Source organism: Phycobacter azelaicus, assembly GCF_014884385.1.
GTDB lineage: Bacteria > Pseudomonadota > Alphaproteobacteria > Rhodobacterales > Rhodobacteraceae > Phycobacter > Phycobacter azelaicus.
In genome coordinates, this window is record NZ_WKFH01000003.1 from 1,009,604 (window position 1) to 1,026,684 (window position 17,081).

The 17,081-nt window shown below is 57.9% G+C and carries 17 protein-coding genes; 11 read left to right on the forward strand and 6 right to left on the reverse strand.

The window, feature by feature from the left end; genetic code table 11:
* Positions 1 to 43 precede the first annotated feature (43 nt).
* The 6 genes from rfbF to INS80_RS05910 are packed head-to-tail and all read left to right on the forward strand — an operon-like array spanning position 44 to position 5,672.
* Positions 44 to 907: a glucose-1-phosphate cytidylyltransferase gene (gene rfbF / locus INS80_RS05885; protein WP_192967204.1), complete on the forward strand. Its 864-nt coding sequence runs from the start codon at positions 44 to 46 to the stop codon at positions 905 to 907.
* 3 nt (positions 908 to 910) lie between these two features.
* The gene (locus INS80_RS05890; protein ID WP_192964746.1) at positions 911 to 1,465 is read left to right on the forward strand and encodes a dTDP-4-dehydrorhamnose 3,5-epimerase family protein; all 555 of its coding nucleotides are present in this window, start codon (positions 911 to 913) and stop codon (positions 1,463 to 1,465) included.
* Positions 1,465 to 2,736: a class I SAM-dependent methyltransferase gene (locus tag INS80_RS05895; protein WP_192964747.1), complete on the forward strand. Its 1,272-nt coding sequence runs from the start codon at positions 1,465 to 1,467 to the stop codon at positions 2,734 to 2,736. The genes INS80_RS05890 and INS80_RS05895 overlap by 1 nt, the downstream gene beginning before the upstream one ends.
* A 25-nt stretch (positions 2,737 to 2,761) precedes the next feature.
* The gene (locus tag INS80_RS05900; RefSeq protein ID WP_192964748.1) at positions 2,762 to 3,976 is read left to right on the forward strand and encodes a glycosyltransferase family 2 protein; all 1,215 of its coding nucleotides are present in this window, start codon (positions 2,762 to 2,764) and stop codon (positions 3,974 to 3,976) included.
* Positions 3,973 to 4,905: an NAD-dependent epimerase/dehydratase family protein gene (locus tag INS80_RS05905; protein ID WP_192964749.1), complete on the forward strand. Its 933-nt coding sequence runs from the start codon at positions 3,973 to 3,975 to the stop codon at positions 4,903 to 4,905. The genes INS80_RS05900 and INS80_RS05905 overlap by 4 nt, the downstream gene beginning before the upstream one ends.
* A complete protein-coding gene (locus INS80_RS05910) occupies positions 4,902 to 5,672 on the forward strand; it encodes a cephalosporin hydroxylase family protein (RefSeq protein WP_192964750.1) in 771 nt (256 codons plus the stop codon). Before INS80_RS05905 ends, INS80_RS05910 begins: the two co-directional genes overlap by 4 nt.
* Positions 5,673 to 5,732: 60 nt before the next feature.
* Here the strand turns inward: INS80_RS05910 and modC are convergent, their stop codons facing one another.
* The 6 genes from modC to INS80_RS05940 all read right to left on the reverse strand — a co-directional run bounded on the left by modC (position 5,733) and on the right by INS80_RS05940 (position 12,505).
* Positions 5,733 to 6,824, reverse strand: coding sequence for a molybdenum ABC transporter ATP-binding protein (gene modC, locus INS80_RS05915; RefSeq protein WP_192964751.1), 1,092 nt, complete (start codon positions 6,822 to 6,824; stop codon positions 5,733 to 5,735).
* Positions 6,824 to 7,516: a molybdate ABC transporter permease subunit gene (modB, locus tag INS80_RS05920; RefSeq protein ID WP_192964752.1), complete on the reverse strand. Its 693-nt coding sequence runs from the start codon at positions 7,514 to 7,516 to the stop codon at positions 6,824 to 6,826. Before modB ends, modC begins: the two co-directional genes overlap by 1 nt.
* Positions 7,517 to 7,524: 8 nt before the next feature.
* The gene (gene modA, locus INS80_RS05925; RefSeq protein ID WP_192964753.1) at positions 7,525 to 8,307 is read right to left on the reverse strand and encodes a molybdate ABC transporter substrate-binding protein; all 783 of its coding nucleotides are present in this window, start codon (positions 8,305 to 8,307) and stop codon (positions 7,525 to 7,527) included.
* 177 nt (positions 8,308 to 8,484) lie between these two features.
* Positions 8,485 to 9,048, reverse strand: coding sequence for a chemotaxis protein CheD (locus tag INS80_RS05930; RefSeq protein ID WP_192964754.1), 564 nt, complete (start codon positions 9,046 to 9,048; stop codon positions 8,485 to 8,487).
* A gap of 25 nt (positions 9,049 to 9,073) precedes the next feature.
* Complete coding sequence (locus INS80_RS05935; RefSeq protein WP_192964755.1) at positions 9,074 to 10,012, reverse strand: CheB methylesterase domain-containing protein; 939 nt, start codon at positions 10,010 to 10,012, stop codon at positions 9,074 to 9,076.
* Between the two features lie 153 nt (positions 10,013 to 10,165).
* Positions 10,166 to 12,505 (reverse strand): methyl-accepting chemotaxis protein, encoded by a 2,340-nt coding sequence (locus INS80_RS05940; protein WP_192964756.1) that lies wholly within the window; start codon positions 12,503 to 12,505, stop codon positions 10,166 to 10,168.
* Positions 12,506 to 12,915: 410 nt separating this feature from the next.
* On the opposite strand from INS80_RS05940, the gene INS80_RS05945 reads away from it, so the two are divergent.
* From INS80_RS05945 to INS80_RS05965, 5 genes are read left to right on the forward strand one after another with little or no spacing between them, the layout of a single operon-like run.
* Positions 12,916 to 13,203: an STAS domain-containing protein gene (locus INS80_RS05945; RefSeq protein WP_192964757.1), complete on the forward strand. Its 288-nt coding sequence runs from the start codon at positions 12,916 to 12,918 to the stop codon at positions 13,201 to 13,203.
* On the forward strand, positions 13,200 to 13,574 hold the full coding sequence (locus INS80_RS05950; protein WP_192964758.1) for a response regulator: 375 nt from the start codon (positions 13,200 to 13,202) through the stop codon (positions 13,572 to 13,574). The genes INS80_RS05945 and INS80_RS05950 overlap by 4 nt, the downstream gene beginning before the upstream one ends.
* 1 nt (position 13,575) lies before the next feature.
* Positions 13,576 to 15,729 (forward strand): chemotaxis protein CheA, encoded by a 2,154-nt coding sequence (locus INS80_RS05955; RefSeq protein WP_192964759.1) that lies wholly within the window; start codon positions 13,576 to 13,578, stop codon positions 15,727 to 15,729.
* Positions 15,713 to 16,201 carry a chemotaxis protein CheW gene (locus INS80_RS05960; RefSeq protein WP_192964760.1) on the forward strand — a complete coding sequence of 163 codons (489 nt, stop codon included), beginning with the start codon at positions 15,713 to 15,715 and terminating at the stop codon, positions 16,199 to 16,201. The genes INS80_RS05955 and INS80_RS05960 overlap by 17 nt, the downstream gene beginning before the upstream one ends.
* Entirely contained in the window at positions 16,198 to 17,064 is an 867-nt protein-coding gene (locus INS80_RS05965; RefSeq protein ID WP_192964761.1) for a CheR family methyltransferase, read from the forward strand. The genes INS80_RS05960 and INS80_RS05965 overlap by 4 nt, the downstream gene beginning before the upstream one ends.
* The last annotated feature ends 17 nt before the right edge of the window (positions 17,065 to 17,081 follow it).

Consider the following 17,081-nt stretch of genomic DNA (forward strand, 5'->3'; position numbering starts at 1 on the left):
TAAAGTCGCCCTCAACGAGGCAGAAAATGAATCGAGAGCACACATGAAAGTTGTCATCCTGGCCGGCGGACTTGGCACTCGCATCAGTGAAGAATCCCACCTGCGTCCCAAGCCAATGATCGAAATTGGCGGCAAGCCGATCCTGTGGCACATCATGAAGACATTCAGCGCGCATGGTCTTACCGACTTTGTGATTTGCTGCGGTTACAAGGGCCATATGATCAAGGAGTACTTTACGAACTACCTGCTCTATAATTCGGACGTGCAGGTGGATCTGGCCTCCGGCGAGCACAAGATCCTGAATCATACCGCCGAACCTTGGCGGATCACCATGCTGGACACCGGCGCGGAAACTCAAACCGGCGGTCGGCTGGCTCTGGCTCGGCCTCATTTGGGCGAGCGTTTTTGTTTGACCTATGGTGACGGTGTTGCGGACGTCGATATTAAAACGCTGATCGAATTTCATAAAACGGAAGGCCGACAAGCAACTGTCACCGCCGTGCAGCCTGCCGGTCGTTTTGGCAGTCTCGAAACCGATGGGACTGCAGCACTGAACTTCGTGGAAAAACCAGCCGGAGACCACAACTGGGTAAGCGGTGGCTTCTTCGTTTGCGAACCTGGCGTTCTGGATCTCATTCCAAGCCTCGATACGATCTGGGAAAAAGATCCGTTGGAAACGCTCACGCGCGACCGGCAGCTTTCGGTCTACAAGCATCGCGGTTTCTGGAGCGCTATGGACACCATGCGGGACAAAAGGCTCCTCGAGGAGCTGTGGAACAGTGGAAAAGCCCCCTGGAAAGTCTGGGAAACACCCGAAGCACAGCTGCCCTTCGGCCCTGCTCCAAAGCCTGGCGCGTCGACTGTGCCTCTGGGCGCACTCTCTGCCTCGGGCCAGATCGGACACTGATCCATGGCGCGCCCTGATATCGTCGAGCTGCCACTGGCTGGTGCCTTTCACTATCGCCCACACCCTCATCACGATCACCGCGGCAGTTTCAGCCGACTGACCTGTGACGAAACGCTCCGGGATGCAGGTATGAACACCACCTGGGTTCAGACCAACCTATCGCGCACCAAGGCCCGTGGCACCGTCAGAGGCATGCACTATCAAAAGCCCCCTTTTGACGAAATCAAGCTACTGACCTGCCTGTCTGGTTGCGTCTATGACGTACTGGTGGACCTGCGCCCAGACTCACCCACCTTCGGGCAATGGACCGGCATAGAGTTGGACGGCGCAGCGGCTGATACTCTCTATATCCCCTCCGGCCTAGCGCATGGTTTTCAAACGCTGAGCGACGATGTCACGCTGCATTACAGCCATTCGGCCGCTTTCAGCCCGGATCATCAGGCCGGTCTGTCCTACCGTGATCCGCAGGTCGCAATTCGCTGGCCGCTCCCGATCACGGCCTTGTCCGACCGGGACGCCGAGTTACCCAATCTGAAAATCCTGGAGGAGGCTCTGTGATGCAGTGTCGTCATTGCGCAACTGAACTGTCCCTGCCCGTGCTTGACCTGGCGCACGCCCCACCCTCCAACGCCTATCTTGAGAAAGGGCAGTTGCGGCAGCCCGAGATGCATTTCCCGCTGCGTCTTTTCCTGTGTGAAAGCTGCGGCTTGGTTCAAACAGAAGATTTCTGCGACGCAGATCAGCTGTTTGATGACAACTATGTCTATTTCTCCTCAACCTCCAGCAGCTGGTGTGCCCACGCAGCACGATTTGCAGAAGGCGCAATTGCCCGCCTAGGGCTGACAAAAGACAGTTTTGTCGTGGAGGTGGCCTCAAATGACGGTTATCTGCTGCAAAACTTCGTGACCGCAGAAATACCCTGCCTGGGGTTCGAACCGACTGCCAGCACTGCCGAGGTCGCAGCGCGCAAAGGTGTAGAAACCCGCACTGCGTTCTTCGGCGAGGCTGAAGCAAAAGCGCTCCGTGAGGAGAAACCCGGCGGTGCTGATCTGATCATAGGAAACAATGTCTACGCGCATGTTCCCGACATCAATGACTTCACGCGCGGGCTGGAGCGTCTTCTTGCAAATCAGGGCGTGATCTCACTGGAGTTTCCGCATTTGCTGCAGCTGGTGAAACAGGGCCAGTTCGACACTGTCTATCACGAGCATTTCTCATATCTATCGCTCACAACCGTGCAAAAGATCTTTGCGGCGGCAAACCTGCGCATCTTTGATGTGGAAGAGCTTCCAACCCACGGCGGCAGCCTGCGGGTATGGGGGTGCCGGACGACAGCGCAGCACATGGAAACACCGACTGTAAAGGCGATATTGCAGCAAGAGCGCGACGTCACCATCACAACGGGCGCCTTCTTCAAGGATCTGCAAAGCCAGGCCGATCACGCAGCCGACGCGTTGCTTTCGTTCCTATTGGACATCAAGGCCAAGGGCGAAACCGTGGCCGCCTATGGCGCTGCGGCCAAGGGGACAACATTGCTGAACTACGCAAGGGTGAACCCGCGGATCCTGCCTTATGTCTGTGATGCAGCACCGTTCAAACAGGGACGCTACCTGCCGGGGTGCCATGTACCCGTCCGAAACCCGATCGAGCTGCGCAAGAACCCACCGCAGCATTTGCTGATCCTGCCCTGGAACATCAAAGACGAGATTGCCCGCGATCTGGCATGGCTGTCACGTGAGCACGGCACGAGATTCTGGACCATACTCCCCTACCCCGAACAGATGGAACCGCCTGCCGATTCCATTCCACCTGCCGCGCTCTCGGCCTGAATGAAAAAGCCGCTAAGAGGCGACGATGTCACAACCAAAACTCAGCATCTGCATACCCACCTATAATCGGGCAACCTACCTCGCGACCCTTCTTACGGATCTGGAAGACGTGGTGGCGCAAATTCCGTTCGAGGTGGAAATCATTGTTTCGGACAACGCCTCTACCGACAACACTCAGGAGGTGTTGGCAGAAGCACAACATCGTCTTCCTTTGTTGGCCTTGTGCCAGCCCGAAAACCTAGGGGTCATTCGCAACATCAGCTGTACCATGCGCGCGGGCAAAGGCACCTATCTGGTCTATCTCGCCGACGATGATCGGCTTAAGCCCGGTGCGCTCGTCAAAGCTGTCGAACAACTGGAATCCAACCCCAAAGCCTCCGCCCTCTATGCGCCTTGGGAACGGTTCGACCTTGTAACAAATGAGGTGAAGAGCCAATTCTACAAACAAGACAAAGATGTTACGATTGCGCGCGGCAATTATGCTCAGCTCATGGAACATGTCGCCAAGCACCGGATTTTCTCGGAAATCAGTATACTACGGCGCGATGCCTTCCGTGCGCTGCACCCAATGGGCAATGATCTGGCTTTCTGGGCCTTCACAATGCCCTGTGAATACCTCGGATATGGTGACCTGATCTACTCGAAGACACCGTTCTACAGCTCGGTGAGCCGTCATTTCGTGGGGGACAACCGCTCTCAGGAAGGTTTCAACGACGTGATGACCGCATGGGATAGCTACCGCGGTGGCGTTGAGTACATGTACGGTCTTGCAGTTCAACATGGCGGTTTAAAAAACCCTCAGCGAACCCTGCGCTTCGTACAATCTCTGCCGATAGAACGGATGATCGTCGCACTTAGATTGCGGCTCCAAAGCGGCGGAGATCCGCTTGAGAACTATGCTCTGGCCGCAAGACTGCGCGGCTGTGGGCAAATCGCGAATCTGCCAGCCCCGATGGAGCAGATCCGCACAGCCGCAGCACTCTATTTTGGCTGTGTGAAACTGCCAGGAACACTTCAGGCCAACGGTATCGCACTTATCGGCGACTGCAGTGAAGAGACGGTGAACCAACTCGACTCCATCGCCAGCCTGCCAGTCCGCCACGCTGGCTCACCAGACGATATACATGAAGCCGATATGGTCCTTGATCTGGGCTGCAAGGATGACGCGCTTGTTGAATGCGCCGAAACTCGCGCGCTCGCACGGGTACGCGATGCCGATCTGATACAGAAATTCCCATGAGTGCGTCACCCAAACATATCCTGATGACCGGCTCCACCGGTTTTGTCGGTCGTGCGGTCACCAAAGCCGCGCACGGCGCCGGGCATCGGTTGTGCCATGTGGTACGCACCGGCAGCGCGGATCGTATCCCGGTTCTCGGAGCAGAGGACCGTGTCATCGAGGTCCCTGATGTTTTTGCCGAGCCTGCCAAATGGTGGGCTGAGGTGATGCAAGGCCAGGATCTGGCCTTGCATATGGCCTGGTATGCCGAGGCCGGAAAATACCAGACCTCTCCAAAGAACACGGATTGCCTGATCGGCACACTCGCGATGGCGCAGGGTGCGATTGCCGCCCAACTGCAACGCTTTGTCGGGGTTGGAACCTGCCTGGAATATGATCTGCGGGGGACGCAAGGGACGCGCCAAAGCGTCGGCACCGATGGTCCGCTGAACCCTCAATCGCCATATGCCGCAGCAAAGGCCGCCTGCGCCCTTGCCCTCGGTCAAAGCCTGCCACAAGCGGGAGTAGAGTTTCTTTGGGCGCGTCTGTTTTACCTTCACGGTGACGGCGAAGATCCGCGCCGCCTTGTGGCCGCGCTGCATCAACACCTATCGCAGGGACAGCCTATTGCCCTGACCTCAGGCCGACAGGTTCGGGATTTTCTGGATGTGGCAGACGCCGCCAAGATGCTGGTCAACGACGCGGTGTCGGACCGCTGCGGCATTAGCAACATCTGCTCCCAGACCGGCATCACGGTGCGCGCTTTGGCCGAACACATCGCCGATCAATACGGGCGCCGCGACCTGCTGCAATTTGACACGCGCCCCGACAACCCGGACGATCCACCGTTTGTCGTCGGGCACCGCGGCCCGACCCAACAACCGCTTTTCCCCCAATCCGCCGCCTCTGGCACTGGCCTGACCGCCACGACTGAAAGGATGACACAATGACTCCCTTCCAAAGCGAAATCACCTCTCGCACGCAGGACATGCGCGCTGACCCGGTTCTGCAATCGGCCGCAATGAATTTTCTTCAAGCCTCCGCAAAGGCCAAATACTCCTACAACTTTCACTGGATGGGCCGCCCAATCATCCAATATCCGCAGGACATCGTCGCCATGCAGGAGTTGATCCACGAGATCAAACCCGATCTCGTGATTGAAACCGGTATTGCGCATGGCGGCTCGTTGATCTTCTCGGCCTCCATGCTTGCGCTTCTTGAGATGACCGAGGCCATCGAGGCTGGCACCAGCTTTGATCCCAATAAGCCCAAGCGCAAAGTGCTTGGCATCGACATCGACATTCGTCCCCACAACCGCGAAGCCATCGAGGCTCATCCGATGCGATCACGGATCGAGATGATCCAAGGCTCTTCGGTCGCTCCGGACATCATTGCCCAGGTTCACGAGATTGCAAAAGACTACAAGAAAGTTCTCGTTTGCCTCGACAGTAACCACACCCATGAGCACGTGCTGCAAGAACTGAAAGCCTATGCACCGCTGGCCTCTGAAGGCAGCTACTGCGTGGTCTTTGACACGTTGATCGAAGACATGGAGCCCGACACCTACACGGATCGCCCCTGGGGCAAAGGCGACAACCCCCACACCGCGATCCAGACCTACCTCAAGGAAAACACCGGTTTTGAGATCGATCGACAGATCCATGATCGCCTGCTCATCACAGTCGCGCGTGATGGTTTCTTGCGACGCCTGTCCTAAAGGCACAGCCCAAATAGAGATCGAAGTGAGGGGTGCCGCAACCGGTGCCCCTCCATTTCGTCATGACCTGCTGGTTTTGCTGATGTCGCCGGGGGCAATGGCAACCGACTTGATCACCGCATAACAGTCGCTTCCCTCCTCAAGCCCGAGGGCCTGCGCGGAGCGTTGTGTTATCCGGGCCAGAATATGTCCGGCAGGCGTTCTGAGGGACACCATCGCACCGGGGCCATCGCCGGTATGAATTTGCTGAACCTGCCCCGGCAGGATATTCAAGGCCGACAGACCTTGAGGTTTTTCTCGCGACAGGATCACCTCATGCGCCGAGATGCGCACGCGCACCTCTTCTCCCGGTGCCTGGGCCACACGCGGCAAGAACAGCGACAGCCCGGCCGCATCCAGCTCGCTCAGCCCGTCGGAATGATGCGCCTTGACCCGCGTTTCCAGCATGGCCCCGACCGAGCGTACCCCGGTCGGCATAACCTTGGGATCGCTCAGAATCTCTACCGCTGGACCTTGCCGTGTCGTCTTTCCGTCTTGCAGAACGACCACAGTCGTTGCGAGCCGCGCCACCTCGCTCGCGGAGTGGCTGACGTAAAGGATCGGGACCCCGACCTCATCTCTGAGGCGTTCAAAATAGGGCAGGATCTCACTCTTTCGGGCGTCATCAAGGGCCGCCAAAGGCTCATCCGCAAGGATCATCTCGGGAGCGGACAACAGAGCACGCCCTATAGCGATACGTTGCTTTTCCCCGCCCGACAATCCGCCGGGTCGCCGCTTCAGAAGATGGCCTATGCCCAGCATCTCGACAATCTGATCCAGATCGGCGCGCGGCGATGCCTTTGGCGCGAACCAGCGGCCGAACAGCAGATTTTGCCGAACCGTCAGATGAGGGAACAACCGCCCCTCCTGAAAGACGTAACCGATACGGCGCCGGTTTGGCGGCAGCCAAACCCCCTGATCCGTATCACACAGAACCCGATCATTCAGGGCAATGCGCCCGTGGGCGGGCCGCAGCAGACCGGCAACCGCATTCACCACGGTTGTCTTGCCAGACCCCGATCGCCCAAACAGCACGGTGATACCAGGAGGTGCTTCAAAGGCGACATCGAGGGCAAAGCCCGGCCTTTTGTGTTTGAGGCTGACCGATAGCATCATCCGCCTGCAACCCGTTTTGCTGCCTTACGGGCCAGAACTTCGGAAAGCAGCAGGGCGCCCATGGCGATCACAATCGAGATCAGCACCAGGCGCGTGGCGGCCGCCTCACCTCCGGGGATTTGCAGAAAAGCATAAACCGCCGAGGGCAAGGTCTGGGTTTGGCCGGGAATGTTGGACACAAAGGTGATGGTCGCGCCGAACTCTCCCATCGCCTTGGCAAAACCGAGGATCGAACCTGCGATCAAACCCGGCAGGATCATGGGCAGTGTCACGGTCAGAAAGACCCAAGGACGTGATGCCCCGAGCGTTGCTGCAGCCTGCTCAAGCTTTGGATCCACAGCTTCGATCGACAAACGGATCGCCCGGACCATCAAGGGAAAGCCCATGATGGCAGCTGCCAGGGCCGCACCGGTCCAGCGAAAGGCAAGAACGATTCCCAGTTCTTGCAAGAGCCCACCCACAGGCCCCTGTGTCCCAAAGATCAACAGCAAGAGATACCCGGTCACCACTGGCGGCAGAATAAGCGGCAGATGCACCAGTCCATTGAGCAGCTGTTTGCCCGGAAAAGCCCACCGGGCTAGGGCAAACGCCGTCAAAACAGCAATAGGCAGGGCCAACAGGGTCGCCCAAAGGGAAACCCGCAGCGACAGGACAACCGCCTGCCATTCTTCTGGGCCGAGCCACTCCATACCGGCAATCAATCCGGCAAGGCAGAAAACCCCTCTTCCATCAGGATCGACTGAGCGGAGGGTGTTTTCAGATACTCAAGAAAAGCCAGCGCGATCTGGTTTTGTCCCGGCGAAACGGCTGCTGCGGGGTAGACGATCTGCGGATGGCTGCCTGGTGGAAAGGTTGCAAGAACAGAAACCGATGCACTGGCGCGCGCATCCGTTGCATATACAATACCGAACGGAGCCTCCCGGTTTGCAACCAAGGCCAGGGCCACGCGCACGTTGTCCGTTTGCACCACATCGGGCTGCACTTTGTCCCACTGCCCCAAAGTGATTAGGGCCGCCTTCCCGTAGATACCAGCAGGGACAGCCTCGGTCAGAGCCATCACTAGGCGTTCTCCGGCCAACAAACCGGCCAAATCGAAATCAGGTGACATCTCAACCGTCGCCCGGTTGCCATGTCCGATCAACACCAACCGGTTCCCAATCAAATCAAAACGCGTTTCAGGCAGGATCCGGCCCGCGCCCTCAAGATAATCCATCCAGGACGGATTAGCAGAGATAAACACATCAGCCGGAGCGCCTTGTTCGATCTGACGGGCCAGAACCGAAGAACCGGCAAACGAGAAAAAGAGCCTGTTGTCCGTCTGCGCTTCAAACTCAGCGCTAAGCCGGGCCATAGCGTTGGTCATGCTTGCAGGTGCAAAGATCGTGGCCTGACCCGCACACAAGTGGGCAGGCGCCAGTGAGACCATGGCGATCCCCAGCATGGCGGCCAACATGTGGCGGCGAATGCGAGAGAAAAGCATATGGAGCCTCACGAGTGGTTTAAGGTTCTCTTCCGGACTAGCTGCGCCTCCCCAGCGGGGCAAGGAATAATTTCTACTCAGCCACACCAGCTAGTACTCATGCCTCAAACCAAAAAGACCGGTCACAGATCTGCGACCGGCCTCGAAATGTAGAATATTGGGTGCCGGGACCTGTGATCAGAACAGGGTCAGATCACCTGCGCCAGCCGGAGTGGCGGCCGGTGCCGGTTTCGGCGCCGCGCGGGCTGCCGCGATCTCTTGTTCACCAAGACGGCGGTCGTTGGCGACCCGTGTTTGCTGCGCGCTGCCAGTGACCGGGTGGAACCTCACGCGGCGGGCCGAGGTGCCGCCAACGCTTGAGGAAATGCAAGGGATGCCTTCATCCTTCAGGAACTGCTGCACGAATTGTGCGTTTGACGCGCCGATGTCCGACAGGTTCACCGACATCTTGGCCCCGCCGAATACCTTGGCCTTGAGGTTGCGCCGCTCCGCCCCCTTCTTCATGACCCCGTTGATCAACAGTTCCATCGCGTGGATTCCGTAGCGTGCGCTCACGGCTCCGCCGTTGGCATTCGCCAAAAGGAAATGGTTCATCCCACCCACGCCATTTTCAGCGTCATAGATGCAAGCTGCAATGCACGAGCCGAGGACCGTCGAGAACACGACCGACGGATCGGTTGACACGCGGTATTCCCCCTGCAGGAGCGTTACCGAGGTGGAGTTGGCGAATACTGACGTCACAGCGGTCTCCTTGTTACCCTTTCACTCAGGATTTTGCGGCTTGGAGCAGGGCCCCTGCCATCCTGGCGAGCGATACTTGTTTCTGCGCGGCTCCAGTTTCCCAAGCAACCCTTGGCATTCCATAAACGACAGAGGATTTTTCATCCTGTGCAAAGGTGGATGCGCCAGCTTTACGCAATTCCATCAGACCTTTTGCTCCATCCTGCCCCATTCCTGTCAGGATTGTTGCTACCACGTCCTTCCCATATGGCACTGCAGAAGTGAATAAAGCGTCAACAGAAGGCGTATGACCGGAAATGGGCGGACCATCCTTCATGCGCAAACGTATAGGTTTGCGTGAGGACAACCCCATGTGGCGCGTTTGTCCAGCCGCCACGTATACATGCCCCGGCTGGACCTGAATCCCGTCTTCGGCCGGCACCACTTTGGCAGCGCAAATACGGTCCAATAGCGAGACCAGACCTGGCCCAAAGTTCTTTCCAGTGTGCTGAACGATCATGGTTGGAGGACAGTCGTGGGAAAAGCCCACTAGGACGCTGCGCAGGGCTTCGACACCCCCTGTAGAGGAACCGATCAGGATGATCTTCTTGAAATCGCTGCGGGCAGGTGCAGCTCTGGCAGCAGCCGACCGCATCGGAGCGCCCCGGCGCGGTGCCTTGACCATCATGTCATAGTATTGTGCGAATTGACGCGGACTGTCAGCCTTGGTCAGTTCGAAGATACCCGCACCCACATTCAGCAAAGGGTTCGATTGACGGGCTGGTGTCGCACCGGGGCTATCCATGACCGATACCCAGCGCGTGTCGACGGCCGAGAACAGTGCCAACATCATTTCGAACTCAGGCAATCGGGTGAAGCCGTCCTCCACGAAGGCAAAGGTGGGCTGAGCCGCCTCCGCCTGATTGTACGCCATCATCAGATTATTGGCCAAAAGAACCTTCATACCGGGATATGCCGATTCCATGTGCGATTGCAATGAGCGGGCAAAAGCCCGATCCGTCGTAATGATAAGAAGATTTTGAGACGTCAATGCTTTACCCAGTCACGTTTTTTCGGCGCAATGCCAAAAGTTCCACAGTTTGAAGGAGCGCCGTGAGGCGCTCCAGATCTCTGATCCTTAGAAATCCTGCCACTTGTCGAGAGCAGCGTTGCCGTCGGTGCCGGTTGCGGCCGGGGCGGCTTCGTTGAAATCGCTGAAGTCCCAGTCGTCATCCCCATGCGCCGTCGGCGTGCTGGCGGCTGGTTTCGGCGCGCTCATCTGTGTGATGCCGCTACTGCCGGAGACTTTGAAATTCGCCACCAGCTCGGCCAGCTTGGTTGCATCGCTGTTCAGCATGTGGCCCGCAGCCGTCGCCTCTTCGACCATGGCCGCGTTCTGCTGCGTCACCTGATCAAGCTGCACCACACCTGTGTTGATCTCCCCGAGGCCGGTGGATTGCTCCACAGCACCTTCAGCAATATCCGTCACCAGCTTCGAGATATGGTTCACCCGCTCGACGATATTGGTGAGCGCATCGCCCGCCTTGCCGACCAGATCCACGCCGCGCTCCACCTGGCGCGAGCTGTCGCTGATCAGCGTCTTGATCTCCATCGCCGCATCCGAAGAACGCTGCGCCAGCGCCCGCACCTCGGAGGCCACCACCGCAAAGCCGCGGCCCGCTTCGCCCGCGCGGGCGGCTTCGACGCCTGCGTTCAGCGCCAAAAGGTTGGTCTGGAAGGCAATGTCATCGATCACGCTGATGATCTGCGCGATATGGGTCGAGGACTGCTCAATCTCGGTCATCGCAGACACCGCGCTTTGCACAACGACGCCGCTGTTTTCAGCCTCCTGCTTGGCCTCTTCCATGATGTTCTCGACGCTGCGCGCGCCCTCGGCAGCGGATTTCACCGATGCTGTGAGTTCATCCAGCGCGGCGGCGGTCTCTTCAAGGGTGGCCGCCTGGCTTTCGGTGCGGTGCGACAGATCATCCGAAGACTGGCTGATCTCGGCCGCGCCGTTGCGGATGCTCTGCGCAGAATCGACGACCTGCGAGACGGTGGCGCTGAGGTTCTCGACTGTTTTGTTGAAGTCGGCACGAAGCTGTTCATGTTCGCCGCTGAAGGGTTCGGTAATCGTCTGAGAGAAATCACCCTGCGCGAGGCGCAGCAGGCCAGAGCTGAGCTGCTCCACTACGCGCTGCTGTTCCTGTTGCTGTTCTGCCCGTTCTTCCTGTGCGCTGCGCGCGTGACGCAGGTCTTCCTGCATCGAAACCAAAGTTTTACCGATCTTACCGATCTCATCACTGCGCTTGGCCTCGGTGACTTCGGTGCTGAGATTACCGGAGGCAACCGATTCCATACTGACGCTGATGCGATCCAGAGGCCGAGTGATCGTGCGTGCGAAGAGCCATCCCAGCACCGACAGACCTGCTGCACAGGCCACCGATATCAGGAGCAGGACCGTCATGGCGTTATTCACCGGCGCCATCAGTTCAGCGCGATCCTGTTCGATCACGATGGCCATATCGGTGTCCATCATTTGGAAAGGTTCAGAGAAGGCGGCGACGTTCTGACCGTCGTGGCCTTTAACGGATGGGTAAAAGGCGCTGACCCCATTCAAGGCCGCCCTGATATGCTCCTGTTCGGGAACCGGATCAAGGGTCTGGTAACCGCCTTCAAAACGGGAGGAGGACCGCATCAGCATGTCTGGTCCGACCAAGTAGGCCTCGACTGTCTCGCCAACTCCGCGCGAGTCGTTCATGAAGGCATTGATCATGCCAACGGGGATCTGCAGGATGAGAACTCCGACCATTTGCCCTGAGTTCGACGCCAGCTGTGTCCCCACAAAGGCCGCAGGCGCATTGCCGCTAGGAGCATAGGGGGCGAAGTCGGAGAACAGCACTTGCCCTGGTTCCGCCTCAACAATCCGGCGGTAAAGATCGCCGATTCCTGAATCCTTGTAGGGACCATCGAAGAGGTTGGTTGCGTAATCGTCTTCTTTGTAGACCGTGTAGATGATGTTCCCGGTCAGGTTCACCAGGAAGGCATCATAATAGCCCTTCGCCGTTAGCAGAGTTCGGAAGGCCGGGTGAAACTTTGCATGATGGATGTTGTAGGGAATCGTCGCTTTCGCGCGATCAAGCAGGTGACGTTCGCCCAGTGGGTTCGGGTTGTTGGCGATGTAGGCGTCACGCACCGTGTTTGCGGCCTCATCGCCAAGGTTGGTCCAGGCGCCGGACAGGCGTTGCAGGGCCGTTTCTGTCGAGGGCATGGCGGCGAGTGTCAGAAGATCGGCCTCAATCCCGCGCATGAGGGCCTCAACGGCGGTTTCCCGGCCTGCCACGAGTGATTCGAAATGTTCTTCGGCCTGGTGCGCAGCGCTGTTTCGCGCTGTCACAGTGCTGATCGTAACAATAACCGCGGCCATAAAGGCGCCGAATGCAACAACAAACAAAGGGAGCTTGTGGGCGATCTTCATCGTTCTTAGAGCCTTCCAGTCATCCTGTTCCGTAAAGGCCCTGTTCGGACCCACTTCAATTCGATGAATGCCTGTCAGGGGTTAATTTGCTGCTTAAATTCGTTGTGCTCTCTCAAATTTTAGAAACGCGCTTCAGGGTCAATGCGGTGCCACACCCACGTTCGTCGCCTGCTTCGCGCGCGTGTGGATTCTAACTGTGTGCGGGCATCTGCGCGGTGATCACCATCTGGATTGAGTCCCCGACCGAGCGCCTAAAATTTTTCGGAAATGACAGGGCCAAGAGGGGCGTGGAGGGTGTCAAAACGGCTTTGGGTCAGACCTCCGGCAATCAATTATTAAGTCCCCGCCCCTAAGAATGGCCCTATCGAACTCTAACATGTGACCGACAACGGGGGTGCGACTCGCGGAAGATGACCACGGAAACGCAAAAACACCTTTTGGAACTGCCGAATGCTTTCTCTGACCTAGACTCGCTGATTGCATTCTTGCGCGGCGCGCGCTCCTCAGCGGTCGAAATCGACTGCAAGGGGGTTGCAGCCATGCCATCGCGCTGCCTTCAGCTTCTGCTGAGCGCAGAGCAGCAGTGGCGCTCTGAGGAACTGGGCTTTGCGGTCACTAACATTAGTGAATCGTGCCGAAAGTCTCTGTCGCTTTTGGGTTTAGAGTCCAACCGGTTTGAAGACGAGGAAACAGCATGAAAACCAAAGTTCTTGCCATCGACGATTCCCGCACGATTCGGAATCTGCTTGCGGCCACTCTTGAGGAGGCCGGTTTTGAATACCACTGTGCGGTTGATGGCCGCGAAGGGGTGGACATGTATCCCGAAGTGGCGCCCGACGTGGTGATCACAGACATCAACATGCCCAACCTGGACGGTTTCGGCGTAATCGAAGAGCTGCGCGGCGAGGGTATCAACTCCAAGGTGCCGATTCTGGTTCTGACCACCGAAAGTGCCGCCGAGATGAAGGCGCGTGCCCGCAATGCCGGTGCGACTGGCTGGATTACCAAACCCTTTGACGACGCATCGCTGATTTTTGCGCTCAAGCGCGTTACTGGAGCTGCGGCATAAGATGTCGGGGTCGATTCAAGATACCTTCTTTGAGGAGTGCGAAGAGCTCCTTGAAGCGACGGATGAGGGTCTGACTGCCATCGAGGGTGGCAATCACGATCCAGAGGTGGTCAATGCCGTCTTCCGTGCCGTCCACTCGATCAAGGGTGGCGCCGGGGCATTTGGCTTGGACGAGTTGGTGGCGTTTGCCCACAGGTTCGAGACCGTTTTCGACGAAGTTCGGGCCAACCGGTTGGAACTTGAGCCCAAACTGGTTCAGTTGTTGCTGCGGTCCAGCGATCATCTGTGCGACCTGGTTGCCACCGCCCGCGACGGCGGTGAGACCGACGAAGCGCATCACAACATGCTGATCGCAGCACTGGATGAATACATCCCGGAAGAGGAAGAGGATCTCACGTTCGAGCCCATGGGCCTCGGTGGCGGTGGCGGCTTTGCGCCCGCGGCGATCGATATTCCCGGCGCGCCCGCGGAGGAGACCTACCGCATTCGGTTCCACCCGATGAAAGAGATGTATGGGACCGGAAACGAACCATTCTTCCTGTTCCAGGCTCTCCAGGAATTGGGCGAGCTTGAGATCAAGCTGGACGATACGGAACTGCCCGGGTTTGACGCAATTGACATTGCTGAAAGCTATCTTGCCTGGGATCTTGTCCTGACAACATCCGAGCCGCGCGACAAGGTGGAGGCAGTCTTTGAGTTTGTCGAAGGCCTGTGCGAGCTTTCGATCGAGGGAGATGGCGATGCCGAGGCAGATGCTGCCGCCCTTGCTGCATTGGAAGCTGCATTCGGTGCCGCTCCGTCCGCAGAGGACGGGGAGCCCACTCCAGCCCCTTTTGACCAGCCGGCCCCCGCTCCGACGGTAGAGGCAGATGCTGCACCTGCTGCCGACAAGGCTCCCGCTCCCAAGGCAGACGCCGCAAAAGCGGAACAGCGCGGGGGGCCAAAGCCAACTCTGCGCGTAGAGCTTGAACGGGTGGACCGGCTTATCAACGCGGTCGGAGAGCTGATCATCAACCATTCGATGCTGGCTCAGCAAATTGCCAACCTTGATGTCGCCGACATGCGCGATGTCGAGACCGAGCTGGAAGGGTTCAAGAACCTGGCCCGTGATATCCAGGAAGGCGTCATGTCGATCCGCGCACAGCCGGTCAAGCCGCTGTTCCAGCGCATGGCCCGGATCGTACGCGAGGCCTCCAGCGCGACCGGCAAAAGCTGTAAGCTGGTGACCGAGGGCGAAAACACCGAAGTCGACAAGACTGTCATCGAGCGTCTTTCGGACCCGTTGACGCACATCCTGCGCAACGCGGTAGATCACGGGATCGAAAAGCCCGAGGATCGCGAAAGTGCGGGCAAGGGCAAGGTAGGCGAGATCCGTCTGTCAGCCTCGCATCGTTCGGGCAGTGTCTGCATCGAGATCAAGGACGATGGTGCCGGTGTGAACCGCCCACGCGTCAAACAGATCGCGATCGACAAGGGATTGATTCCCGAGAACGCAGAGCTGACCGACAGCGAGATCGACAACCTGTTATTCCTGCCTGGTTTTTCGACTGCCAAGGAGGTGTCGAACCTCTCTGGTCGCGGGGTCGGCATGGACGTGGTCAAGAACGCGGTGACCGGACTTGGCGGCCGCATCAACATCTCGTCCTCTCCGGGCAAGGGGTCGACCTTCACGATTATCCTGCCACTCACCCTTGCGGTTATGGACGGAATGGTTGTGTCGGTCGCAGACCAGACCATGGTGGTGCCTATCACCTCCATTGTGGAAACCATGCGTGGCAGTGACGACATGATCAACAACCTTGGTGCCGATGGCACGTTGTTGTCGATCCGTGGGAACTTTGTGCCGGTCTGCGATGTGGCTGGTGCTCTGGGCCTGGAGAAACAGGATGACCAGCCGCCTGGCGTCTATCTGCTGGTAGAAACTGAAACCGGGCAACGCAGTGCGCTTGCGGTGGATGACATTCATGACCAGCGCCAGGTGGTCATCAAGAGCCTGGATGGCGTGTGCGGGGAGATTGCCGGTGTGGCAGCCGCCACCATTCTTGGAGATGGCAAGATCGCCATGATCCTTGATCCGGAAAGCATTATCGCGGCCTCGCCCTCGGCAGCCGCCTTTGACACTGAGCGGAGAATGAACAATGCAGTCGCAAGTTGAAGTCAAGCACGGCGATCAGGAAGTGAAACACGCCCAGTTCAGTGAATTCGTAAGCTTCACTGTGGCGGGCCAGGCTTTCTGTCTCAAAATCACTCAGATCCGCGAGATTCGCCGATGGTCGCCGGTCACAATCCTGCCGCATGCCCCTTCGGACGTGCTCGGTGTGATGAACCTGCGTGGTGCGGTGATCCCGATCTACGACCTTTCGGCACGGTTCGGCCTTCAGCAGACCGAGGCCAGCGAACGCAATGTCGTTATCGTCGTCGCGGTCCAGGGCAAGCCCGTTGGCCTGTTGGCGGAATCCGTCTCGGAGATCATTTCGATCAATCCGGATGATATCCAGGATACGCCGCCGGTCGATAGCCGTTACACCATGGAGTACATCCAAGGGATCATCTCACACGATGAAACCATGGTGCGTATTATCAATCTGGATGCGGTAATTTCGGTGCCTGAGCAGGTGATGATGTGAACGCAAGCAGTCCTATAGATCCCAAGACAGAAGGCTTCACCCTGACTGATCAGGACTTCGAAGCCATCGCCCAATTTGCTTACAAGCACTTTGGACTGTCTATGTCGAGCAGCAAGAAACCTTTGGTTTCTGCACGCTTGGCGCGGCGCCTGCGCCAGCAGAACGTCGTGAATTTTAAGGACTATCTTGCCCGCCTGAACGGGCCGAATTCTGACGCGGAGCGCAGCAACCTGCTGTCCTTGCTGACCACCAACGTGACCCAGTTCTTCCGGGAGCCTCATCATTTCGAAACCATGCGAAAAGATGTGCTTCCCGATCTGATCAAAAAGGCGCGGGAAGGCGGACGGGTTCGCATCTGGTCGGCAGGATGTTCCAATGGCCAGGAACCCTACACCCTGGCGATGATCATTCAGGACATGTGCCCCGACGTGAACCGTCTGAACTTCAAGATCCTTGGCACCGATATCGATCCTGTTGTCGTGAGAACGGCCACAGCAGCAAAGTATCCAGCAGATGAGCTGGCGCAAATTCCTGCGGAGTATCGCAAGTATGTGCCCAAGATGGATGCGGATGGTCGAATGCCGGAAAGCATCCGATCCATGGTCACGCTTGGTGTCCTGAATCTGATCGAACCCTTTCCATTTAAGGGAAAGTTTGACGCAATCTTCTGTCGAAACGTGGCCATCTACTTTGATACACCGACCCAGCAAAAGGTCTGGCAGGCGTTCCAAAGATCGCTGGTTCCGGGTGGCTACCTATTCATCGGCCACTCCGAACGGATGTCCGGACCTGCCGCACAACACATGAAGACGGCAGGGATCACCACATACATTCACACTCCGTCGGGTGGGGATGCTCGATAGAATGAGCAGTAAAGAGA

Bases quoted from the DNA above. Each gene is read 5' to 3' on its own strand.
- rfbF (WP_192967204.1), top strand. From the start codon at position 44: ATGAAAGTTGTCATCCTGGCCGGCGGACTTGGCACTCGCATCAGTGAA.
- INS80_RS05890 (WP_192964746.1), top strand. From the start codon at position 911: ATGGCGCGCCCTGATATCGTCGAGCTGCCACTGGCTGGTGCCTTTCAC.
- INS80_RS05895 (WP_192964747.1), top strand. From the start codon at position 1,465: ATGCAGTGTCGTCATTGCGCAACTGAACTGTCCCTGCCCGTGCTTGAC.
- INS80_RS05900 (WP_192964748.1), top strand. From the start codon at position 2,762: ATGTCACAACCAAAACTCAGCATCTGCATACCCACCTATAATCGGGCA.
- INS80_RS05905 (WP_192964749.1), top strand. From the start codon at position 3,973: ATGAGTGCGTCACCCAAACATATCCTGATGACCGGCTCCACCGGTTTT.
- INS80_RS05910 (WP_192964750.1), top strand. From the start codon at position 4,902: ATGACTCCCTTCCAAAGCGAAATCACCTCTCGCACGCAGGACATGCGC.
- modC (WP_192964751.1), bottom strand. From the start codon at position 6,824: ATGCTATCGGTCAGCCTCAAACACAAAAGGCCGGGCTTTGCCCTCGAT.
- modB (WP_192964752.1), bottom strand. From the start codon at position 7,516: ATGGAGTGGCTCGGCCCAGAAGAATGGCAGGCGGTTGTCCTGTCGCTG.
- modA (WP_192964753.1), bottom strand. From the start codon at position 8,307: ATGCTTTTCTCTCGCATTCGCCGCCACATGTTGGCCGCCATGCTGGGG.
- INS80_RS05935 (WP_192964755.1), bottom strand. From the start codon at position 10,012: ATGGAATCGGCATATCCCGGTATGAAGGTTCTTTTGGCCAATAATCTG.
- INS80_RS05940 (WP_192964756.1), bottom strand. From the start codon at position 12,505: ATGAAGATCGCCCACAAGCTCCCTTTGTTTGTTGTTGCATTCGGCGCC.
- INS80_RS05945 (WP_192964757.1), top strand. From the start codon at position 12,916: ATGACCACGGAAACGCAAAAACACCTTTTGGAACTGCCGAATGCTTTC.
- INS80_RS05950 (WP_192964758.1), top strand. From the start codon at position 13,200: ATGAAAACCAAAGTTCTTGCCATCGACGATTCCCGCACGATTCGGAAT.
- INS80_RS05955 (WP_192964759.1), top strand. From the start codon at position 13,576: ATGTCGGGGTCGATTCAAGATACCTTCTTTGAGGAGTGCGAAGAGCTC.
- INS80_RS05960 (WP_192964760.1), top strand. From the start codon at position 15,713: ATGCAGTCGCAAGTTGAAGTCAAGCACGGCGATCAGGAAGTGAAACAC.